The sequence below is a fragment of the Hyperthermus butylicus DSM 5456 genome (assembly GCF_000015145.1).
Classification (GTDB): domain Archaea; phylum Thermoproteota; class Thermoprotei_A; order Sulfolobales; family Pyrodictiaceae; genus Hyperthermus; species Hyperthermus butylicus.
The window spans coordinates 283,327-301,614 of the sequence record NC_008818.1; the positions used below are offsets into that span (position 1 = coordinate 283,327).

The following is an 18,288-nucleotide window of genomic DNA, read 5'->3' on the forward strand; positions in this document are numbered from 1 at the left end:
TCTCGGCGGTGTTTACTTATAAGCTGGTTCTAGAATAGTTGTACCTGGGTTTTTTGCATCAGTTGATGCATAGTGGGTTGCGGGAAGCGATGAAGAGTCCCCGGAGCGGTAGGCTGGGCAGGGTAGCCTTCACAGTTACCGTAGTCTCCGCGCTGAGGCTGGCAAAGGAGAGGTTCACCTACCGCGAGCTATCCACCGCCACCGGTATACCTGCTCCACAGATTGCCCGCTACGTGTCTGGCAGTAGCCTCCCAAGCAGCGAGAAGGCCGAGAGGATACTCAGGGGGCTCTGGAAGCTAGCTGACCCTCGCCGTGCACTTGCAGAGAGACTGGCCGAGACTGGGGGCGTTCTCGACACCAGTGTGGTGCTGACAGACCCCCTATACCTCACCCTGGCGAGCCTATACTACCTGGAGAGGCTCAGAGACATCGAGCCAACAAGGATACTAGTGCCGGAGGCGTCCGGCATACCGTTAGCAACAAGCCTAAGCCTACTCCTTGGCGCCCCATTCACTGTTGCCAGGCGCTACATGGGTTACGGGCTATGCAGCAGCAGCGAGCCGAGATTCTGCATCCGTCCCGGCCAGCTAGGCAGGAGCGACCGCGTACTCATAGTAGACGACATAGTTGAGACCGGCATGACTCTCCGAGCACTCGAGGAGATAGCGGATAGTATTGGAGCCCGGGTGGAGGCTGTGGCCGCCCTGGTGGTTGTAGGTGATGAATGGAGGAGACACACCAGGATAGCCCGCATAGAGGCAATGGTGTACCTCAAGAAGCCGGGGATGAGGAGGGAGCCAGGCCTATAGCTCGGCATGGCATGTGCATCGTGCACTGCACTGAAAGCTTTATGAATGAAAAGTGGAGGTGCTCACAAACTACCGGTCTGGCCTGTGGGAAAGGGGGAAGGGTGAGCCCGGAGGTAGGTTATACCGTGCCGGCGGAGGTTCGGTTGAGAGTTGCCGAGGCTCTTAGTAGGGATGTTGGCAGGAAGATTGCTCGCATCAGCCGCGAGGTCATGGCTAGGTTAGGTGTGGAGGTTGGTGACTATATTGAGATTGAAGGGCCTAGAGGTATTGCTGTTGCCCAGGTCTGGCCGCTGCACCCGGACGAGAGAGACCGGAACATTATTCGTATCGATGGCTACATGAGGGAGGCTATTGGCGCCAGTGTTGGCGACATGGTTACGGTGAGAAAGGCTGCAAATGTGCAGCCAGCCACGAGGGTAGTGTTGGCCCCTACGGAGCCGATACGCTTCGCAGCCGACTTCCCCGAATACGTGAAGGAGTACTTGCTGCGTAAGCCCCTGGCAAGGGGCGAGACTGTAGTCATCCCCGTATTTAGTACAGGCCTCAAGCTCGTAGTTGTCTCAACACAACCCAGCCAGTTCGTATACGTGACGAGGGATACTGAGATAGAGATAAGGGAGGAGCCGGTCAGGGAGGAGAGGATACACCGCGGCATCCCAAGGGTCACCTGGGAGGATATCGGCGACTTAGAGGAAGCCAAGGAGAAGATAAGGGAGATAGTAGAGCTACCAATGAAGCACCCAGAGCTATTCGAGCACCTTGGCATCGAGCCGCCGAAGGGTATACTGCTCTATGGCCCGCCGGGCGTGGGCAAGACCCTGCTGGCAAAGGCTCTGGCGAACGAAATAGGAGCATACTTCATCGCTATTAACGGTCCAGAGATCATGAGCAAGTACTATGGCGAGAGCGAGCAGAGGCTGAGAGAAATCTTCGAGGAGGCCGAGAAGAACGCTCCAAGCATCATCTTCATAGACGAGATAGACGCGATAGCCCCGAGACGTGAGGAGGTAACCGGCGAGGTAGAAAAGCGCGTTGTAGCCCAGCTGCTAACCCTCATGGACGGCCTAAAGGAGCGCGGCCGCGTAATAGTAATCGGCGCCACTAACAGACCCGACGCCATAGACCCAGCGCTACGCCGCCCAGGCCGCTTCGACAGGGAGATAGAGATACGGCCGCCGGACAAGAGGGCGCGTAAGGAGATACTCCAGGTACACGTACGTAACATGCCACTGGCAGACGACGTAGACCTAGACAAGATAGCTGAGATGACCCACGGCTACACCGGCGCCGACCTAGCAGCCCTAGCAAAGGAGGCTGCTATGAACGCGCTGAGGAGGTTCATCAAGAGCGGCAGGATAGACTTGAACAAGCCGATACCCGCCGAGGTGCTTAGGGAGTTAAAGGTAACCATGGCAGACTTCCTCGAGGCTATGAGGCACGTGCAGCCAAGCCTGATAAGGGAGATCTATATCGAGGTACCAGAGGTACACTGGGACGACATAGGCGGCCTAGACGATGTAAAGCAGCAGCTCCGTGAGGCTATTGAGTGGCCCTTGACACATCCCGAGCTGTTCGAACAGATGGGCGTAAGACCCCCGAAGGGTATACTGCTCTTTGGCCCACCTGGTACGGGTAAGACGCTCCTCGCTAAGGCTGCTGCGACGGAGAGTGGAGCCAACTTCATAGCGGTAAGAGGACCCGAAATACTCAGCAAATGGGTAGGCGAAAGCGAGAAGGCGATCAGACAGATATTCCGGCGGGCACGCCAGGTAGCTCCGGCAATAATCTTCTTCGACGAGATAGACGCTATCGCACCGGCACGCGGCATGAGGTACGACACGAGCGGCGTAACCGACCGCATCGTAAACCAGCTACTAACCGAGATGGATGGCATCGAGCCGCTCACAAACGTCGTCGTGATAGCTGCCACGAATAGGCCGGACATCCTCGATCCAGCACTGCTACGTCCAGGTAGGTTTGACAGACTAATCTACGTGCCACCGCCAGACAAGAAGTCAAGGCTCGAGATACTGAGGATACACACGAGGAGGATGCCGCTGGCAGAGGACGTAGACCTCGAGCTAATCGCCGAGAAGACCGAGGGCTATACTGGTGCCGACCTGGAGGCTGTATGCCGTGAGGCAGCAATGATAGCGCTCCGGGAGACATTCAAGAAGACTGGTAAGCCGCAAGCCGTGCTGGTCCGAATGGAGCACTTCGAGAAAGCACTGCAAGCAATACCTCCGAGTCTAACACCGGAGGATATAAGGCGCTATGAGAGGCTGGCAAAAGAGCTAAAGAGAATGGTTACCTAACCGTTGCATAGCAGTACCGGCATAATGTTGCTATGCTTGGAGGAGGCGTTCCGGCGAGAACCAGGCTAAGACCCTTTTCGGTTTTAGCGGTTTTATCGCCTCGACAACGTCTACCCACACCACCCCCGCTACGACTAGTTTGGTCCTCGCATCCACTATCTCCATAATGCTTTTCGTAGAACTGGTCTTCAACCCTTGTCGCCTAGGCTTGAACAACCTACCAGAACCACTACAGCTCACCCGGTAATACATCACCAAGACCGACTAAGACTGGGAGATTGGTTTCCATAACTCCAGGTCAACTCCCTATGACATAATCCCTCCAACTGCTCTCTTTGGGCCGGTTGAGACTAGGTGAGAGTTATGGAGGCTCTCTGATAGAGATTTGATAAGCCTGCTGCAGCCATCGTTCCCGCTTTAGTAGCTACTGTCTTCGTAGTCAACGTTTCTATGGATCCTTTCGGGCTAGGTTTCTTTTTGTGCAGCTTGGTCAAGGAGCTTTTTGAGCCACTCGTAGAGGTAGCCTGGGTCGCTTGGCAGTCCTTCTACTTGCCCGTATCCCTCAACGACTATGGTGGGCTCGGTTTCGGTGCTGCAGTCTCTTATCCTTACGACTATAATGTTTAGGCTGTACTCCTGCTCTATTATCTCCCTAAACTCCTCCAGCCAGCTTGCAGCTGTATAGCCTATGTGGTCATCGCAGTAGCGAACTGTTACAACGATGCAGTTGTCTCTGGCAGCCTCCATGAATGATGCCCCTCCCTTGTTGTAGCTATAACAGGGATGGTACTAAGATGCTGCGGCTTGCGTTACGGGGTAGACTAGCCTCGGCCCCACGCCTATCTCTCTGCCCATACCCTTGGCGTGAGCAGCTCGGGTCAAGTTCTACAGCACTGGCACCAGCCTCCTCAGCAGCTGCGAGCCTCGAGAACTCCTTGGTGCCTCCAGCGATGCTCACTACTACGGGGAGTCAGGCCCGGCTGCGGCCGGAGCACACCCATTCTCCTCTAAAATCATCAAGCCGGCAGCGCGTGTACTGGATGCTAGAATGGCTCCACGTTGGGGCCCCAGTACTCGCGTAGCTCGAGCGCCTCGAGATTCTCCAGGCCTACCCGGTTGATGGCCTCGGCGAGCATCCTGGCTAGCCGTGCGTCGAGCACCACGGGCACCCCAAGGTCTACCGCTAGGCGGCGCACCCTGTAGTCGCGCTGTGGCGCATAGTCCGTGGTCATTAGGAGGCCTACACCGCCCATCCTTACGAGGCGTAGTGCCTGCTCCAGCGGCAGCGGCTCAGCACCATCCACCTCCATGCCCTCTATGGTGTATACCGTGTAGCCCTTCTCCGTCATCAGCTTCGCTGCCTGGGATAGGTCGCTGCTGCCCCTGCCAGTCGGCGTGTATATGAGTACTATGCTGCCGGCCGGGGGTATCCTGTTGCCCTGGACGCTCAGCCAGCTCTTGAGCAGGGCTTCGTGGAGTGTGCGGCCGAGCGCTGCTACCTCGCCGGTGCTCCTCATCTCGGGGCCTAGGCCTGGATAGGCGCCCCGGAGCCTCTGCCAGCTCGGCTGGGGGCTCTTGACGCCCCACCACCCGGTGGGCCTCAGCAGCTTGAAGCCGTCGGCCCCGTTGAAGCCGTAGCTTATCCTTCCCCTGAGTGCTGCTTCGGCAGCTGCGCGCATGAGGTTGTAGCCGGTGACCTTGCTTGTGAAGGGCATTGATCGGCTTGCGCGGAGGTTTAGCTCGACCACGTAGACGCTACCATCCTTGACTAGGAACTGTATGTTGAATGGGCCCTTGATTTCTAGCACCTCGTTGAGGGTCTCTGCTATGCGTATCATCTCCCGCACAGCTGTCTCAGGCAGGCTGAACCAGGGGATAACCATTGTCGAGTCGCCGCTGTGCACACCGCCAGGCTCAACGTGCTCTATCACAGTGCCCACCGTGCGGCGGCTATCACCGACAGCGTCTATCTCCGCCTCTACAGCGTCCTCGAGGAACTTGGAGACAACCACTGGGTAGCGTGGCGACACCCTTGCGGCCTGCTCTATGTAGCTCTTCAGCTCCTCGGGGCTCCACGCGATCTTCATCGCTGAGCCACTTAGCACGTAGCTTGGACGCACCAGGACCGGGTAGCCCACGCTCTCCGCGAACTTTAGAACCTCCTCGATGCTCGAGGCTGCTGTCCAGCTCGGCTGCTTTATGCCCAGCTCCTCGAGGAGCTGGGAGAACCAAGCGCGGTTCTCGGCTCGGTCCACACTCCTGCCCGGTGTGCCGAGGAGTCTGACGCCGCGCTCCTCCAGCGGCTTGGCGAGATTGTTTGCTATCTGGCCGCCGAGGAAGGCTATCACGCCGACCGGCTTCTCGAACCAGTATATGTCGATGACCCTTTCGAGGGTTAGCTCCTCGAAGTACAGCTTGTCGCTTATATCCCAGTCTGTGGATACCGTCTCGGGGTTGTAGTTGACTATTACCACCTCGTAGCCGAGGCGGCGCGCCTCATCGGCGAAGCTTACTACGCCCCAGTCGAACTCGACCGAGACACCAATACGGAATACGCCAGCACCCAGCACAATGAGCCTGGGGCGGCCAGTTGTTATGGGCTCGTCATCCTCGTAGGCATTGTAGCTCATGTAGAGATAGTTTGTCGCTGCAGGCCACTCGGCTGCGAGCGTGTCGATCTGCCTGACGCGGGGCCTGTCGAGACCTATGCTTCTACGTGCCTTCTCTACCTTCTCAACAGTGGTGCCGGTGAGCAGTGCCACCTGCTCGTCGCTAAAGCCTAGCCGTTTAGCCTCAGCAAGCAGGTCGAGGAACTCGGAGCTCCAGGGCTTTGTGCGCCGCAGCTTCTCCGCGACCTCCACGATCTCGCGTATCTGGCTGAGGAAGTAGGGGTCTACACCGGTAGCCTCGTAGACCTGCTCGACGCTAGCTCCGAGCCTGAATGCTTTCGCAGCCCATATGGGCCAGTATGGCTCTCGGCGCCGCAGCTTGCCTAGAACCTCCTCTAGACTCTCAGGCTCCTCGTACCTCGGGCCTGCGACGACCCCCGGTTCTCCTATGTCGAGCATGCGTATAGCCTTCTGGAGCGCCTCGGCGAAGTTTCTACCTATCGCCATTACCTCGCCTATGCTCTTCATTTCGCTGCCAATACTCTTCTCCACGCCCTCGAACTTCTCCAGGTCCCATCGTGGCACCTTAACTACGACGTAGTCTAGGCTTGGCTCGAAGCAGGCGCACGTCCTCTCAGTGACACGGTTTAGTAGCTCGTCGAGCCGGTAGCCGAGTGCGAGCTTTGCAGCAATGTATGCTAGCGGGTAGCCCGTCGCCTTGCTCGCCAGGGCGCTGCTACGGCTCATACGCGGGTTAGTCTCTATCACATAGTACTCCCAGCTGTCACGGGGGTTGAGCGCCAGCTGCACGTTACCCTCTCCCACGAGGCCTATAGCTTCGGCAACACGCAGGCTTGCCTCGCGCAGCAGCTGGTACTCCTGGTCGGTGAGCGTCTGGCACGGAGCTATGACCACGGATTCTCCCGTGTGGACGCCCATTGGGTCGGCGTTCTCGAGGCATGCTACTGCAACCATGTTGCCATACTGGTCGCGTACAACCTCGTACTCTATCTCCTTCCAGTAGTGGAGGTACTTCTCGACGAGGACCTCGCCAGTGCCAGAGAACGCGAAGGCGCGAACAAGCCAGCGCTCCAGCTCCTCGCGGCTCCAGGCTACTAGGCTTCCGCCACCGCCGAGGTTGAAGCTGACGCGGACTATGACCGGGTATCCTATCTCGTTGGCAGCCCTAAGCGCCTCCTCGACGCTCGTGGCAGGGGTGCTGGGTGGAACCGGGAGGCCAGCCTTCATCATGGTTTCGCGGAACTTGCCGCGCGAGAGAGCCTTCTCAATACCCTCTATAGGGGTGCCCAGGACCCGGATCCCGTACCGGCTCAGGATACCACGGCGGTGCAGCTCCACGCCAAGGCTAAGCGCTGTCTGGCCACCGAAGCCTAGCAGTATCGCGTCCGGCCGCTCGCGCTCAATAACCTTCTCGACAAACCATGGCTGGAGAGGGCCAAGGTAGACATGGTCTGCGAGCTTGTAGCTCGTCTGAATGGTTGCAACGTTCGGGTTTACCAGTACCGTCTCTATACCCTCCTCGCGCAGGGCTTTCAGCGCCTGACTGCCACTATAGTCGAACTCTGCAGCCTCAGCTATCTTTATGGCGCCGCTGCCCAGCATCAGTACCTTCCTAACATCTATCCTCCTAGGCATTCCACAGCCACCCCTTGCCATGCACCATCAGGGCTAGACGGCTTGTCGAGACTTGGTCTCCTCGATGAGCTTGAGGAACAAGTCGAAAACCCATGTGGAGTCCCAGGGGCCCGGCCCGGCCTCAGGGTGGAACTGTGTAGCTACCACTAGCCCGTCACGCGAACGTACTCCTTCGAGTGTACCGTCATCGGGCTGGCGGAACCACGGTATGAGACCGGTTCCGTCAAGGCTATCCCAGTCAATAGCATAGCCGTGGTTGTGCGTGGTAACCATGCAGCGGCCAGTGCCAAGCTCGACGACCGGCTTGTTTACTCCGCGATGGCCGTAGGGGAGCTTGTAGGCGCGTGCACCGAGGCCTAGAGCTAGTAGCTGCATGCCGAGGCATATTGCTAGGACTGGCTTACCCGAGGTGGCAACCTCGGCTGCTGTCCTAGCCTGGCTTCGGAGGAGGGCGGGGTTCCCGGGCCCGTTACTCAGTACCACGGCGTCGTAGCCGTCTAGGAGCTGCCAGGCAGGAGTCGTACACGGGTAGCGGGTCACCTCGATGCCGCGCTCTAGGAGGCGCCGCAGTATGCCATACTTTACTCCACAGTCGAGCAATGCTACACGTGCTCTAACCCTACCCCTGGGCCTATGTACTATGGGCTTCCTAGGGCTGACCTCGAGAGCAAATATCCTCTCGTCGTAGGATTTCGATGATACCAGCTTCCGTGCAAGCTCATCCCAGCCCGGGGGCTCCTCGCCATCCCTGTAAACCGATATTATGCCCATTACAACGCCATACTCGCGTATCCGCTTCACAAGAAACCTTGTATCGACACGGTATATTCCTGGTACGCCCTCGCTCCTCAGCCACTCGTGGAGACTCATTACGGATGCGTAGTGGCTAGGCTGCGGCAGTTCTGCTACCACGAACCCTTCCACCTGTATGTGGTCCGACTCGTAGTCGACTGGGACGCCGTGGAGTTGCCTGTCTCTACTCGGAACACCATAGTTGCCTATCATCGGGTGTGTCTCCACGAGTATCTGACCACGGTAGCTTGGGTCGGTGAGGCTCTCAGGGTACCCGGTCATGGCCGTCGTAAATACAACTTCGCCGACACGGGTTGCCTCTGCGCCAAAGCCGCAGCCCTCAACAGCAACACCATCGGCTAGTAGCAGCCTTGCACGCAGACTCGTCTTACACCTAAGGAGGGGCATTCTATAGACTTTTATATCGCCTATTTGCACTCGTCAAGCACCTCTCTGGCTGTTTTTACGAGGTTTTCCCACGTGTTCACGAAGCTGGTTCTAATCGAGTGGAGGAGCTTCATGTCATGTTCTACTCGTTCACGCGGCTTAGCCATGTCTAGGTCAGCCCTGCACCCGGTGTGCCTCATGGAGGTTAGCTCTGATGGACTGGTTACGCCTAGCTTCTGGAAGAGCTCGCTGATCTTACCGTCTCGGAGCTTCATAGCGACTTCGCGGTAGGCTTCGCGGAGAGGCATGCCAGTCCTAAGCGCGAGGAGTTCGGCCAGCTCAGCGCCCCATGCAATGTAGCTTTCTGCAAGCTTGCTGAGTCTCTCCAGGTCGAACTCCATGCTGGAGAATAGGTCTGCGAGTATGCGGCTGGACTCCGCTGCGTCGCGCAGGATCGTGTAGAGGAGCGGGTTTGCCTCCTGCAGGTCGAGGTTATAGCCGTAGGGGAGCCCCTTCTGTATGGCTAGGAGGCCAGCTGCAAGGCCTGCTGCTCGGGCTGCACGCGCACGAAGCACTTCTAGGGTGACAGGGTTCCTCTTGTGCGGCATAATACTGCTGGTTGCAACGTGGCTCTCTGGTATGCGGACAGCTGATACGTACGGGGTGGAAAGTAGCACAAGGTTCTCCGCTATGCGTGAAGCCTCGACAAGCAGTGCTGTTGCTGCTAGCGCGGCGGCCGTAACGTCCAACCTGCTGCCAGTAGCGTAGAGGCTATTCCCGAGGACGCCACTAAACCCGGTGAGGCGGGCGAGCTCCTCGGGGTCTATTGGTGCTAGTGTCCCGGCTCCAGCGCTGGCGCCAAGGGGGCTTCTATCGACGAGACCGATGACGCTGTAGAGTAGTTTGTAGGCGGAGGCGAGCGCCTCCTCCCAGGCGAGAAGGAGACAGTCAAGGGTTGCAAGCTGGCTCGGCTGCTGATGCGTATGGAATAGAACGGGGGCACCGCGATGCTTCTCTGCTAGCTCGATGAGGCGGAGACGTGCCTGGAGAAGCCAGTATAGAGTGTCGATAATCTTATTGATCGTGTAGAGGCGGAGAGCGGCTGAGACGTGGTCGTTTCGGCTCCTGCCAATCCAAATGTAGGCTGATTCGCCCCCGGTTTTCTGTGCAAGCCAATCCTCAAGCGCTTCAAACACATCCTCGTATCCGGGCCCTAGCAGTTCACCAGGCTTCTTTTCGAGGGCCTCCAGGAGGACACGTAGTGTTAGGCATGCAGCCCTACGGGGGATTATCCCGCGGCGGTACAGGTGGAGCGTATGGGCGATAAGGATGTATACTACATAAGTGTATATTTCATTGTCGTGGCCTATGCTCGAGGTGTAGTCGTAGACTATTGCAGAGTCTCCGCTGAGGCCAACGGTCTCTCGGTACCTAAGCAATAACCCACCACCCTCGCGGCGTACCGTCCTATTATCAATCTTACTGAACCCGCAGACCACCAGCAGGCATTGCAGCCAGGTTAGCCCCAGAGGCTGCGCGCCTTGGCTGCAGCAAGACTGTGAAGGCTCCATATGGTTATGAAGCCGCGGGCCTCCTCGTCGCTCGGATACCAACCATGGTTGTAGTCTATGGCTTCGCGGCTGTAGCCACTGTATGGGCTCCAGCGGCCTACAACCATGAGGCTACCCTTGTACACCTTGACCCTGACTGTTCCTGTCACCCAGCGGTTTAGCTCGTCTATAGCCTTCTCAAGGGTGGCTCGCAGGGGCTCCACCCACAAGCCCTGGTATACGAGGTCGCTCCACTCCTGGTCTAGGATCCGCTTGAACCTTAGCTCCCTGGGCGTGTACACGGTCTTCTCGAGGTCCCTATGGGCCTCTATCAGTGTAAGCGCTGCCGGGGCCTCGTAGACCTCCCTGCTCTTGAGCCCGACTACGCGGTTCTCTATGTGGTCTATCCTGCCGTAGCCGTACGCGCCTACCAGCCTGTTGAGGAGCGATACTATCTTGGCTAGGTGCATCTTTTCCCCATTAATCGAGACCGGTATACCCTTCTCGAAGCCTATCTCGAGGTAGAGGGGCTGATCGGGAGCCTTCTCGGGCGCGACAGTCCACGCAAACGCGTCCTCCGGAGGCTCAGCCATGGGGTCGTCGAGTGGGCCTCCCTCGATGCTTCTACTCCACAAGTTCTCGTCGATGCTATAGGTCTTGTGGAGTCCTGGTGGCTGGAACCCGTTCCTCCTCAGTATCTCGGCCGCCTTGGCGCGGGTGAGTCTGAGCTCGCGAACCGGCGCAATAATCTTGATGTCATCGCCAAGATAGTATTTCAGCATAGTGTCAAACCTCACCTGGTCGTTACCCTTAGAGGTGCAGCCGTGGGCTACGGCATCAGCACTCTCCTTCCTAGCTATCTCCGCGACCTTCTCAGCTATGAGGGGGCGTGCAAGTGCCGTGCCGAGAGGATACTTGTCCTCGTAGAGGGCGTTAGCCTTTATAGCCATGGATATGTACTTCTCCGCGAACTCTTCCACAGCATTAACAGTGTAGTGCTTGGAGGCGCCAAGCTTGTAGGCTCTCTCCTCAACCTCCTCCAGGTCCTCCTCCTGGCCAACCGAGACAGTCACTGTGACAACTTCATGGCCTTGCTCGCGGAGAAGCACGAGTATAGCTGATGTGTCAAGGCCGCCCGAGTATGCGAGCACAACCTTCAATCCAGACGTACACCCTACAGCGCTGGAGGGCCCCGGTACCGGGAGTTAAGGGACATGCACCATTCATTGCGTATGAAGAAATATCTCTCTTGAATCTGTTTCACTCTGCACCAGGTGTTGCGGTTGAGAACGGTGGGCCATCCTTGACGGCTCAGAGCCTCTCGGAGATAGTGCGTAGGCTCGTAGACGCGGACCCCTGTGTCCGAGACTGCCTAGCTCGCGGGATAGTCAACTACTCCGAGCTGGCCCGCAGAATAAAGCCCCTGGTGGAAAGGGAGGCCAAGCGTGGTGCCAGCCTGGAAGCCGTGAAGGCGGCCCTTGTACGCTACGCGTCGAGGCTGCGGGAGCAGAACATTCAGACACCGCAGAGGCGGCTACTCGAGGTTCTAGCTAAGAGCGCTCTCGAGCTCCGTACAGGGGTAACAGTTGCAACAGTCAGGCTCCACGCGCTACCCCGGCTCGTCGAGGCCGCGGCAGCGCTCGTGGGACGTACAAGGCTGCTATTCCTCATGCAGAGCATCGCAAGTGTAACCATAACAGTGAGCAGCGAGTACTTCGACTACATAGAGCAGCGTGTTGGCCGCGAAAACTTCATCGAGGTCTACCCCGACCAGGCGGTACTAGTGATAGTCAGCCCGCCAGCAGTGGTCGAAACACCCGGGTTCACAGCATACATAACAAGTATCCTCGCACGGAACGGGATAAACATCAACCAGATAGAATCAGTCTACACCGACACTATACTAGTACTCAGCCTAGATGATGCACTAAGGGCTTTCCAGCTGCTACGCGAGGCAATAGAGGTTGCCAAGAGGAGTCTGAGAGAATACGAGAAAGGACAGGCAGCAAACACCGAATAACAATATTTATGTAAAAAACTACTTGCAATAGCATCATGCAGAACAGTCAAAAGCAGTGCCTTGGCAGTTTAGCTTGTCAGCGATACTATCTCCTCGCTCTCAGCCTTCCACAGTGCAATGTCGACGAACTTGCTGTAGTCCTGGAACATTAAGTTATTGTTCCCGTCTAGTGCCTTCCAGCTAGTGACGCCGTAGCAGTTCTCCGCTATTACTGGTAGAATCTTAGCTAGGCTTTGGGCTCTACGACTACTACCTCGTATTCTTCCAGCCTATCTATGCTGACTATTATCTTGCCGTTTTTCTCCTCTATGCTGTACTTTCTGTTTGCTAGTGGTGAGTAGGCCTTAACGCCTGCATGGTGGCTGACAAGGTCCTGGTCTACAATTATCCTGATACCAGTTACGGGTATTATCTCCCGGATGGGGTGTACGGCTTCGCTGCTACTATAGCCTGGGATGGGTTGCTTAGCGCCCCTAAGGCTTATCGCTTGTATCCTTTGGCCTGTAGTGTAGTTGAGTAAGTGTATGACTAGTCTCTCTCCTTGTTTCCACGGTTCCACGATAACGGTTTCGGGGGCTTCTGCCTCCAATGGCGGGTTGCCGCCGGCATAGCGGATGCTGTTGGCTATGAGTTTCTGGTAGTCGGGGTGCCCGGTGTGCCAATAGTGGGATCCGAGCCTCCAGGGATAGTATATGGCTTTACCGTTAACCACTATGCCGGGAAGGCTTGTGCTGTAGCCTAGTGGCGGCGTGGAACGGCCTAGGGTGTACTCGTGTCCATAGCGATATGCTGGTTCACCAATGTATGCTGGCACTTCTGCATCCCTAGCTGCTTCTACGGGTACTATGCTGCCGAGCTCCTTGCCTCTGGGAAGATCGTATCTTATGTCGCCAAGGGGTATTGGACCATCTATGCCCTCTAGGACTGGGTGCTTCCGGGCTGGTATGAGGTAGCTCCAGTCCCTGCTAACGGGCTCACCCGCCAGCCTGGCACCGAGAATGCTTTCTGCGAGAAGCCCGCCTGCTGGCAGGCAGTCGTCGTTGTAGAGACTTGTCTGGAATGTCGCGATCACCCCGCCCCCCGCCTCTACATGGTTCTCGAGCGCCCGGAGCAGCTCGTTACTCACGCATGCTGTGTCGGCAAGTACAACGACCTTGTACTTGCTTAGTGCTTCTCCTACCGCGTCCTGGTCGAGGAGGTATTCTACATGGATGTGGCTATGCTGTAGAGCATAGTAGAATCCGCGAACCTCATCCACGTAACGCTCAGGGCTCAGCCTTCCATAGTGGTCTCGGACTGTATTAGATACAATTATCGCTGCATACCTTACCGGCTCAGCACCGTCAAGGTACTCCTCGAGTAGTTCGTGTTCCCGAAAAACCTCCTCTATAGGCTTGAGGGACTCGGGCCTCTGGATGAGCTGGCTCGAGAAGACTAGCACCCAGGGATTGCCGCCAGCAATGAATGCTTCGCGGAGGCCTTGCCTCAGCAGTGGCGGTGGTGCTGGGTGTGGGGGGCGGAGGCTGTAGAAAGCGTTTCTCGACGCGAATATCGCTACACCCTCTCCTGCCATGGCCCTGGATAGCTTAACCATTTCAGCTATGAAGCCTGGGGGCTGGTGATCCGCCTCACTACACTCCGCGAAGACCGCGTCGAGGATGCCCCGTGCCATCTCTACTACGCGGTTAGCACGGCCAGCCCAGCCAGCAGGATGGCTATTATACATCACGACTGCATCCCTTCTCGCCGCCTTGGCCTCGGCTGCCAGCCTCGCGAGGGCACCGACTACGACACGGTACCTCCAGTCCCACAGCATCCTCCACCTATTATCGCTCCAGTCAGGCTCAACCGGCATATCGTAGCCATGTTCTCGGCGGAACCTCTTGCGGCACCAACGGCAGTAACAAGCCCTCTCCGGGTCGGGCTGGTAGCGGAAACTATCGAATAGGACGCCGTCAGCTCCCAGCTCCAGCGCCTCCCTTACCTCCAGCACTGCATGCTCCAGGAAGGGGCTGTTTGGACATAACTGCGGCCACTCGGGCTCCCAAACCCCGCTGGGGGCATGTTCGAGGAGCACTGGCTCGCCCCTAGCGTTTACCTGTGCCCAGTCTCTATGCCTAAGGTATAACAATTTGTTAGCGGTATGAGCAACCATTGCTACGACGCGTATGCCGCGACGGTGAGCCTCAGCAATGAGCTCTCTAAGGAAGTCGCCGGGCATGCCCGGCCGTGGGGGCCCCGCCCTACCGCCCCGGTAGTAGGTGTAGCCCCATGCATCCCTAGCAAAGACCACGATGAGGTTTGCATGCAGTTTCTCCGCAAGCACCGCAACGTCTCGGCCACGTATCCGTGACACATGGATACCCAGCCGATCCTCGAAATTGAACTGGAGAGCCCTGAGAGGTTTCATCCACCAAGTCTTATCCAAGGCTTTAGACCACGCGCCTCCAAGCAGGACAGGCCATTGCGGACCCCCATTTAGGTTGTGGGGCTACGGTGTTCCCAGTAACATGCAGCCTCTTTTCCGCTAGCAAGTGGACTCGCACCGGAGGAAGCACGGCTATGCCATGAAGTATAGTATTACTATCTTGCGCCTAGCAGCTTGGCAATCGTGTTTCTATCCAGCTTCGGCAAGCGCGTTTGCTAATTCGTGGGCAACGCTTGTCTTTAGAGCACCGAGGAGACGTAGGATGCACTTAGTTGCTGAGGCGTACTACCCGGTTATGGTTTTGTTGCGAGTGCTTACGAGCTAGCGAAGAGTCTCCGAGGAGCTATAGGCTTGTAGATGCGTTCCTGACGTTGCTGCTCGGTAGACACTCAGTTGCCTAGATTTACACGATACTGTTGAAGACGGTTTCCACGTATGAGTTTGACATGCTGGAGAACCCCTAGGAAGCTCATAGAACGCTTTTGTCGGAGAGACGCGTGGAGCTATCGTCTACGAGAGGGTCTGTGAGGGTCTAGATAAAGCCGCTGATGCCTACCAATATGGCGACCTTCATAGTGCATGGCTGGGATATGACAGGAGGCGCATACGATAATTGCTAGGCACCGTAGCGCCACTTGACATATACGTCTTGGTCAACCATGGAAGGGTTATCATATTGAGAGCAAGACTCTCCGAAGCATAGTGTCCCTCTACTCAGAACTTACCTAGGAGCTGGGAGAGCATTGAGCTGCTAAGCTGCTAGACCTACGGCGATAGCCCTCCAACGCGGTATGAGCTTGCCAGCACAAGCACCGGGGCGAATAGCATGAGAGAGTGAGCGAAGTGTAACAGCCTAGAATACAGCCTCGCCAGTCTCGCGGAATACGTGCAGCTTATTCAAGTCAAGGTATACGCGTAGCCTTTGACCGACGCGGTAGGGCCTGCTATCGCTAACCTTGACCACTAGTATGCGGCCCCTAACGTCTAGGTGTACTATGGTGTCTGAGCCGAGCAGCTCGACAAAGTCTACGCGACCCTCCACGGAGTGGAGCCCGGTCCTCACCGTGGACGCTATGTCCTCAGGATAGATGTGCTCCGGTCTAATACCAACAGTGACCCTTGACCCGCGGAGCTGCTTTACAAGCTCCACCGCCCAGCCCGGCACGGGTATTTCAAATCCATCAGCGTCGAGTACTAGGCCTTGCTCCTTCTCGACCACCCTAGCCTCTATGAAGTTCATCTGTGGACTACCAATGAAGCCTGCTACAAACATGTTTGCGGGCTTATTGTAGACCTCGTTGGGTGTACCAACCTGCATTATCTTCCCTTTATTCATGACGGCGATACGGTCACCCATTGTCATTGCTTCTACCTGGTCGTGCGTCACATAAATCGTGGTCACGCCTATCCGTCTCTGAAGCTTCTTTAGCTCACTCCTCATCTTAACTCTCAGCAACGCGTCAAGGTTGCTTAGCGGCTCATCCATGAGCAGCACCTCGGGCTCAACAACTATTGCTCGGGCAACTGCAACCCTCTGCCTCTGACCGCCGCTGAGCTGGGCTGGGTAGCGGTTCAGCAGCTCCTCTATCTGTAGCAGCTCCGCTGCCCACTTGACACGGCGCCTTATCTCCTCCTCTGGGTACTTCTTAATCCTCAACGGGAAGGCTATGTTGTCGAACACCTTCATATGGGGCCAGACGGCGTAGCTCTGAAACACCATGGATACGTTTCTCTCCCTCGGAGCCAGCGTCGTCACGTCGCGGCTCCCAAAGAGTATACGGCCCTCATCGGGTTTCTCGAGGCCAGCTATGAGGCGTAGCGTTGTTGTTTTTCCGCAGCCGCTGGGGCCGAGGAGTACCATAAACTCCCCGTCTTCCACGTCGAGATCCACGTGATCCACTGCTATCGTCCTGCCGAACCTCTTGGTTACACTGACTAGGTGTACATCCACCACAACACTTCACCTCAGCGTTATACCCCACATTGCGATTAGGTACCTCCTCGCGATGAATACAAACACCATTGCGGGGAGGACTATGAGGAAGCCCGCAGCGAACTTGATGAAATCAGGAGCTGCCATAGCTGATACGAGGATGAATGCTGGCAGCGTACGGTTCAGAGTGGTGAGTATGGAGGCTATGAACACCTCGTTCCAGGACATTATGAAGGTGAATATCGCTGCCGCAGCTAGGCCTGGGAGGGCTAGCGGTAATGTTATCCTTAGAAATACGCCGAGCCTATTTAGCCCAAAGACTAGCCCTGCCTCCTCAAGCTCTCGCGGCACCCCAGCGAATATGCTTGATGTCACTAGCACAACGAATGGTAGAGCCATGGCTGTGTGGGCTAGGGCTACGCCTAGCGGTGTATCGTATATGCCGAGTCTTATGTAGAGGGTTGCTAGCGGCACAGCTATCACTATTATCGGAAACATCCTCATACCGACTATTAGCAGTTTCAGCGCGTCCCGGCCGGGGAATACAAAGCGTGCAAATGCATAGCCCGCAGGGAGTCCCAGCAGGAAGCTGAGGACAATAGTTAGCACTGCTACCACTACACTGTTAAATGCCGCCTTGCTAGCGCCGAGAGCTAATAGATCCCGGACATGCTCTAATGTGAAGCGGATTGGTATAACCTTGTTAGGGTCGTAGTAGTCCTGGGGTGTACTAAACGCGTAAAGCACCGAGATAGCTATAGGTACTAGCACCCATGCAACCGCGAGGGCTGCAGCTGCCGCCACAAGTATGCCGTGAAGCGCATAGCGGACTGGGCTAGCCTCCTCCACCCCGGTGTCACCTCCCAGCCTCAAGATACCTTGCCTTGAAGAATCTGATGTAGAGGGCGCCAAGGCTGAGGGAGATAGCCGCTATTATTAATGCATAGAGTGCTGCCACACCAGTGTGATGCATTTGTGTATGTTCGTAGAAAGCTTCGCCTGCAAGGACTGGTATATCTCTGCCTGCCAATACCCACACGCTGCCAAACACTTGGAGTGCAAACAAAGTCCTAATGATGAGTGCTGCTTGTATGCTCGGCATCAGCATTGGGAGAACTATGTAGCGTAGCCTCTGCAGCGCATTAGCCCCGAAAACCTCGGCTGCCTCGAGGTACTCATGGCTTATCATCTGCAGTCCTGCTAGGAGTATCACGAAGACTATTGCGGTTGAGCGCCAAACCTCGGTTATAATTATCGCTAACAACTCCATGTCGCGGTTTTGCCAACCAAAGAACTGTATCGGCTCGCTTATAACGCCAAGGTTTAGCAGGAGCTTGTTCGCGAAACCATTGCCAGTGAGCATCGAGTACCAGATGAGACCTGCAGCTACATCGCTAATTGTGAGCGGAAGAATGGTAACATATATCGCTGCGTTCTTGCCACGAAACCGGAAGCTGTTGAAGAAGAATGCTAATAGCAGCGCGAGGACAAACTCGACCGGTATAACTATGCCAGTTATCAGGAGCGTGTAGAATAGCGCGTCGCGAAACTTCGAAAGCGGGCTGTTGAGGAGATAATCAACGTTCTCGGTGGTAAACCTGCCTTGCTCGTCAAAGAATGCTAGCTTAACACCTTGCACTAGGGGGTAGCCAACAAAGAACCCCATGTAGACTACAGTGGGTGCTATGAGTAGGTAGGGTAGGATGCGGTCCAGCTTCTCCGCGAGGAGCCGGTACCTCATGTAAAAAACCGAGTGGGACCGCTGCAAGACCCTCCCAGCCCCAGAGGA

14 protein-coding genes are annotated in these 18,288 nt (G+C 56.5%); 3 read left to right on the forward strand and 11 right to left on the reverse strand.

The window, feature by feature from the left end; translation table 11 throughout:
* The first annotated feature begins 53 nt into the window (after positions 1-53).
* The gene (locus HBUT_RS01575; RefSeq protein ID WP_153801354.1) at positions 54-809 is read left to right on the forward strand and encodes a phosphoribosyltransferase family protein; all 756 of its coding nucleotides are present in this window, start codon (positions 54-56) and stop codon (positions 807-809) included.
* A 125-nt stretch (positions 810-934) separates the two neighbouring features.
* Positions 935-3,124: a CDC48 family AAA ATPase gene (locus HBUT_RS01580; RefSeq protein WP_048061379.1), complete on the forward strand. Its 2,190-nt coding sequence runs from the start codon at positions 935-937 to the stop codon at positions 3,122-3,124.
* Positions 3,125-3,154: 30 nt separating this feature from the next.
* Here HBUT_RS01580 and HBUT_RS01585 read toward each other — a convergent pair whose 3' ends face one another.
* From HBUT_RS01585 to HBUT_RS01610, 7 genes are all read right to left on the reverse strand, one after another.
* Entirely contained in the window at positions 3,155-3,340 is a 186-nt protein-coding gene (locus tag HBUT_RS01585) for a hypothetical protein (RefSeq protein WP_048061380.1), read from the reverse strand.
* 249 nt (positions 3,341-3,589) lie between these two features.
* Positions 3,590-3,871, reverse strand: a complete 282-nt coding sequence (locus tag HBUT_RS01590; protein ID WP_011821491.1) for a hypothetical protein — start codon at positions 3,869-3,871, stop codon at positions 3,590-3,592.
* Positions 3,872-3,896: 25 nt separating this feature from the next.
* Complete coding sequence (locus HBUT_RS09430) at positions 3,897-4,082, reverse strand: hypothetical protein (RefSeq protein ID WP_153801355.1); 186 nt, start codon at positions 4,080-4,082, stop codon at positions 3,897-3,899.
* 85 nt (positions 4,083-4,167) lie between these two features.
* Positions 4,168-7,389, reverse strand: a complete 3,222-nt coding sequence (gene carB / locus HBUT_RS01595; RefSeq protein WP_011821492.1) for a carbamoyl-phosphate synthase (glutamine-hydrolyzing) large subunit — start codon at positions 7,387-7,389, stop codon at positions 4,168-4,170.
* A 33-nt stretch (positions 7,390-7,422) separates the two neighbouring features.
* The gene (carA, locus tag HBUT_RS01600) at positions 7,423-8,589 is read right to left on the reverse strand and encodes a glutamine-hydrolyzing carbamoyl-phosphate synthase small subunit (protein ID WP_048061663.1); all 1,167 of its coding nucleotides are present in this window, start codon (positions 8,587-8,589) and stop codon (positions 7,423-7,425) included.
* 20 nt (positions 8,590-8,609) lie between these two features.
* The gene (locus tag HBUT_RS01605; RefSeq protein ID WP_011821494.1) at positions 8,610-10,007 is read right to left on the reverse strand and encodes a lyase family protein; all 1,398 of its coding nucleotides are present in this window, start codon (positions 10,005-10,007) and stop codon (positions 8,610-8,612) included.
* 80 nt (positions 10,008-10,087) lie between these two features.
* Positions 10,088-11,278, reverse strand: a complete 1,191-nt coding sequence (locus HBUT_RS01610; RefSeq protein WP_011821495.1) for an argininosuccinate synthase — start codon at positions 11,276-11,278, stop codon at positions 10,088-10,090.
* Between the two features lie 143 nt (positions 11,279-11,421).
* Here HBUT_RS01610 and HBUT_RS01615 point away from each other — a divergent pair, with 143 nt between their 5' ends.
* Positions 11,422-12,138: an ACT domain-containing protein gene (locus HBUT_RS01615; protein WP_011821496.1), complete on the forward strand. Its 717-nt coding sequence runs from the start codon at positions 11,422-11,424 to the stop codon at positions 12,136-12,138.
* 226 nt (positions 12,139-12,364) lie between these two features.
* On the opposite strand, the gene HBUT_RS01620 is transcribed toward HBUT_RS01615, so the two are convergent.
* From HBUT_RS01620 to HBUT_RS01635, 4 genes are all read right to left on the reverse strand, one after another.
* Positions 12,365-14,494 (reverse strand): alpha-amylase family protein, encoded by a 2,130-nt coding sequence (locus tag HBUT_RS01620; RefSeq protein WP_011821497.1) that lies wholly within the window; start codon positions 14,492-14,494, stop codon positions 12,365-12,367.
* Between the two features lie 925 nt (positions 14,495-15,419).
* A complete protein-coding gene (locus HBUT_RS01625; RefSeq protein WP_011821498.1) occupies positions 15,420-16,520 on the reverse strand; it encodes an ABC transporter ATP-binding protein in 1,101 nt (366 codons plus the stop codon).
* Positions 16,521-16,526: 6 nt separating this feature from the next.
* Positions 16,527-17,348 carry a carbohydrate ABC transporter permease gene (locus HBUT_RS01630; protein WP_011821499.1) on the reverse strand — a complete coding sequence of 274 codons (822 nt, stop codon included), beginning with the start codon at positions 17,346-17,348 and terminating at the stop codon, positions 16,527-16,529.
* A 7-nt stretch (positions 17,349-17,355) separates the two neighbouring features.
* A complete protein-coding gene (locus HBUT_RS01635; protein ID WP_048061382.1) occupies positions 17,356-18,240 on the reverse strand; it encodes a carbohydrate ABC transporter permease in 885 nt (294 codons plus the stop codon).
* Positions 18,241-18,288: the final 48 nt, after the last annotated feature.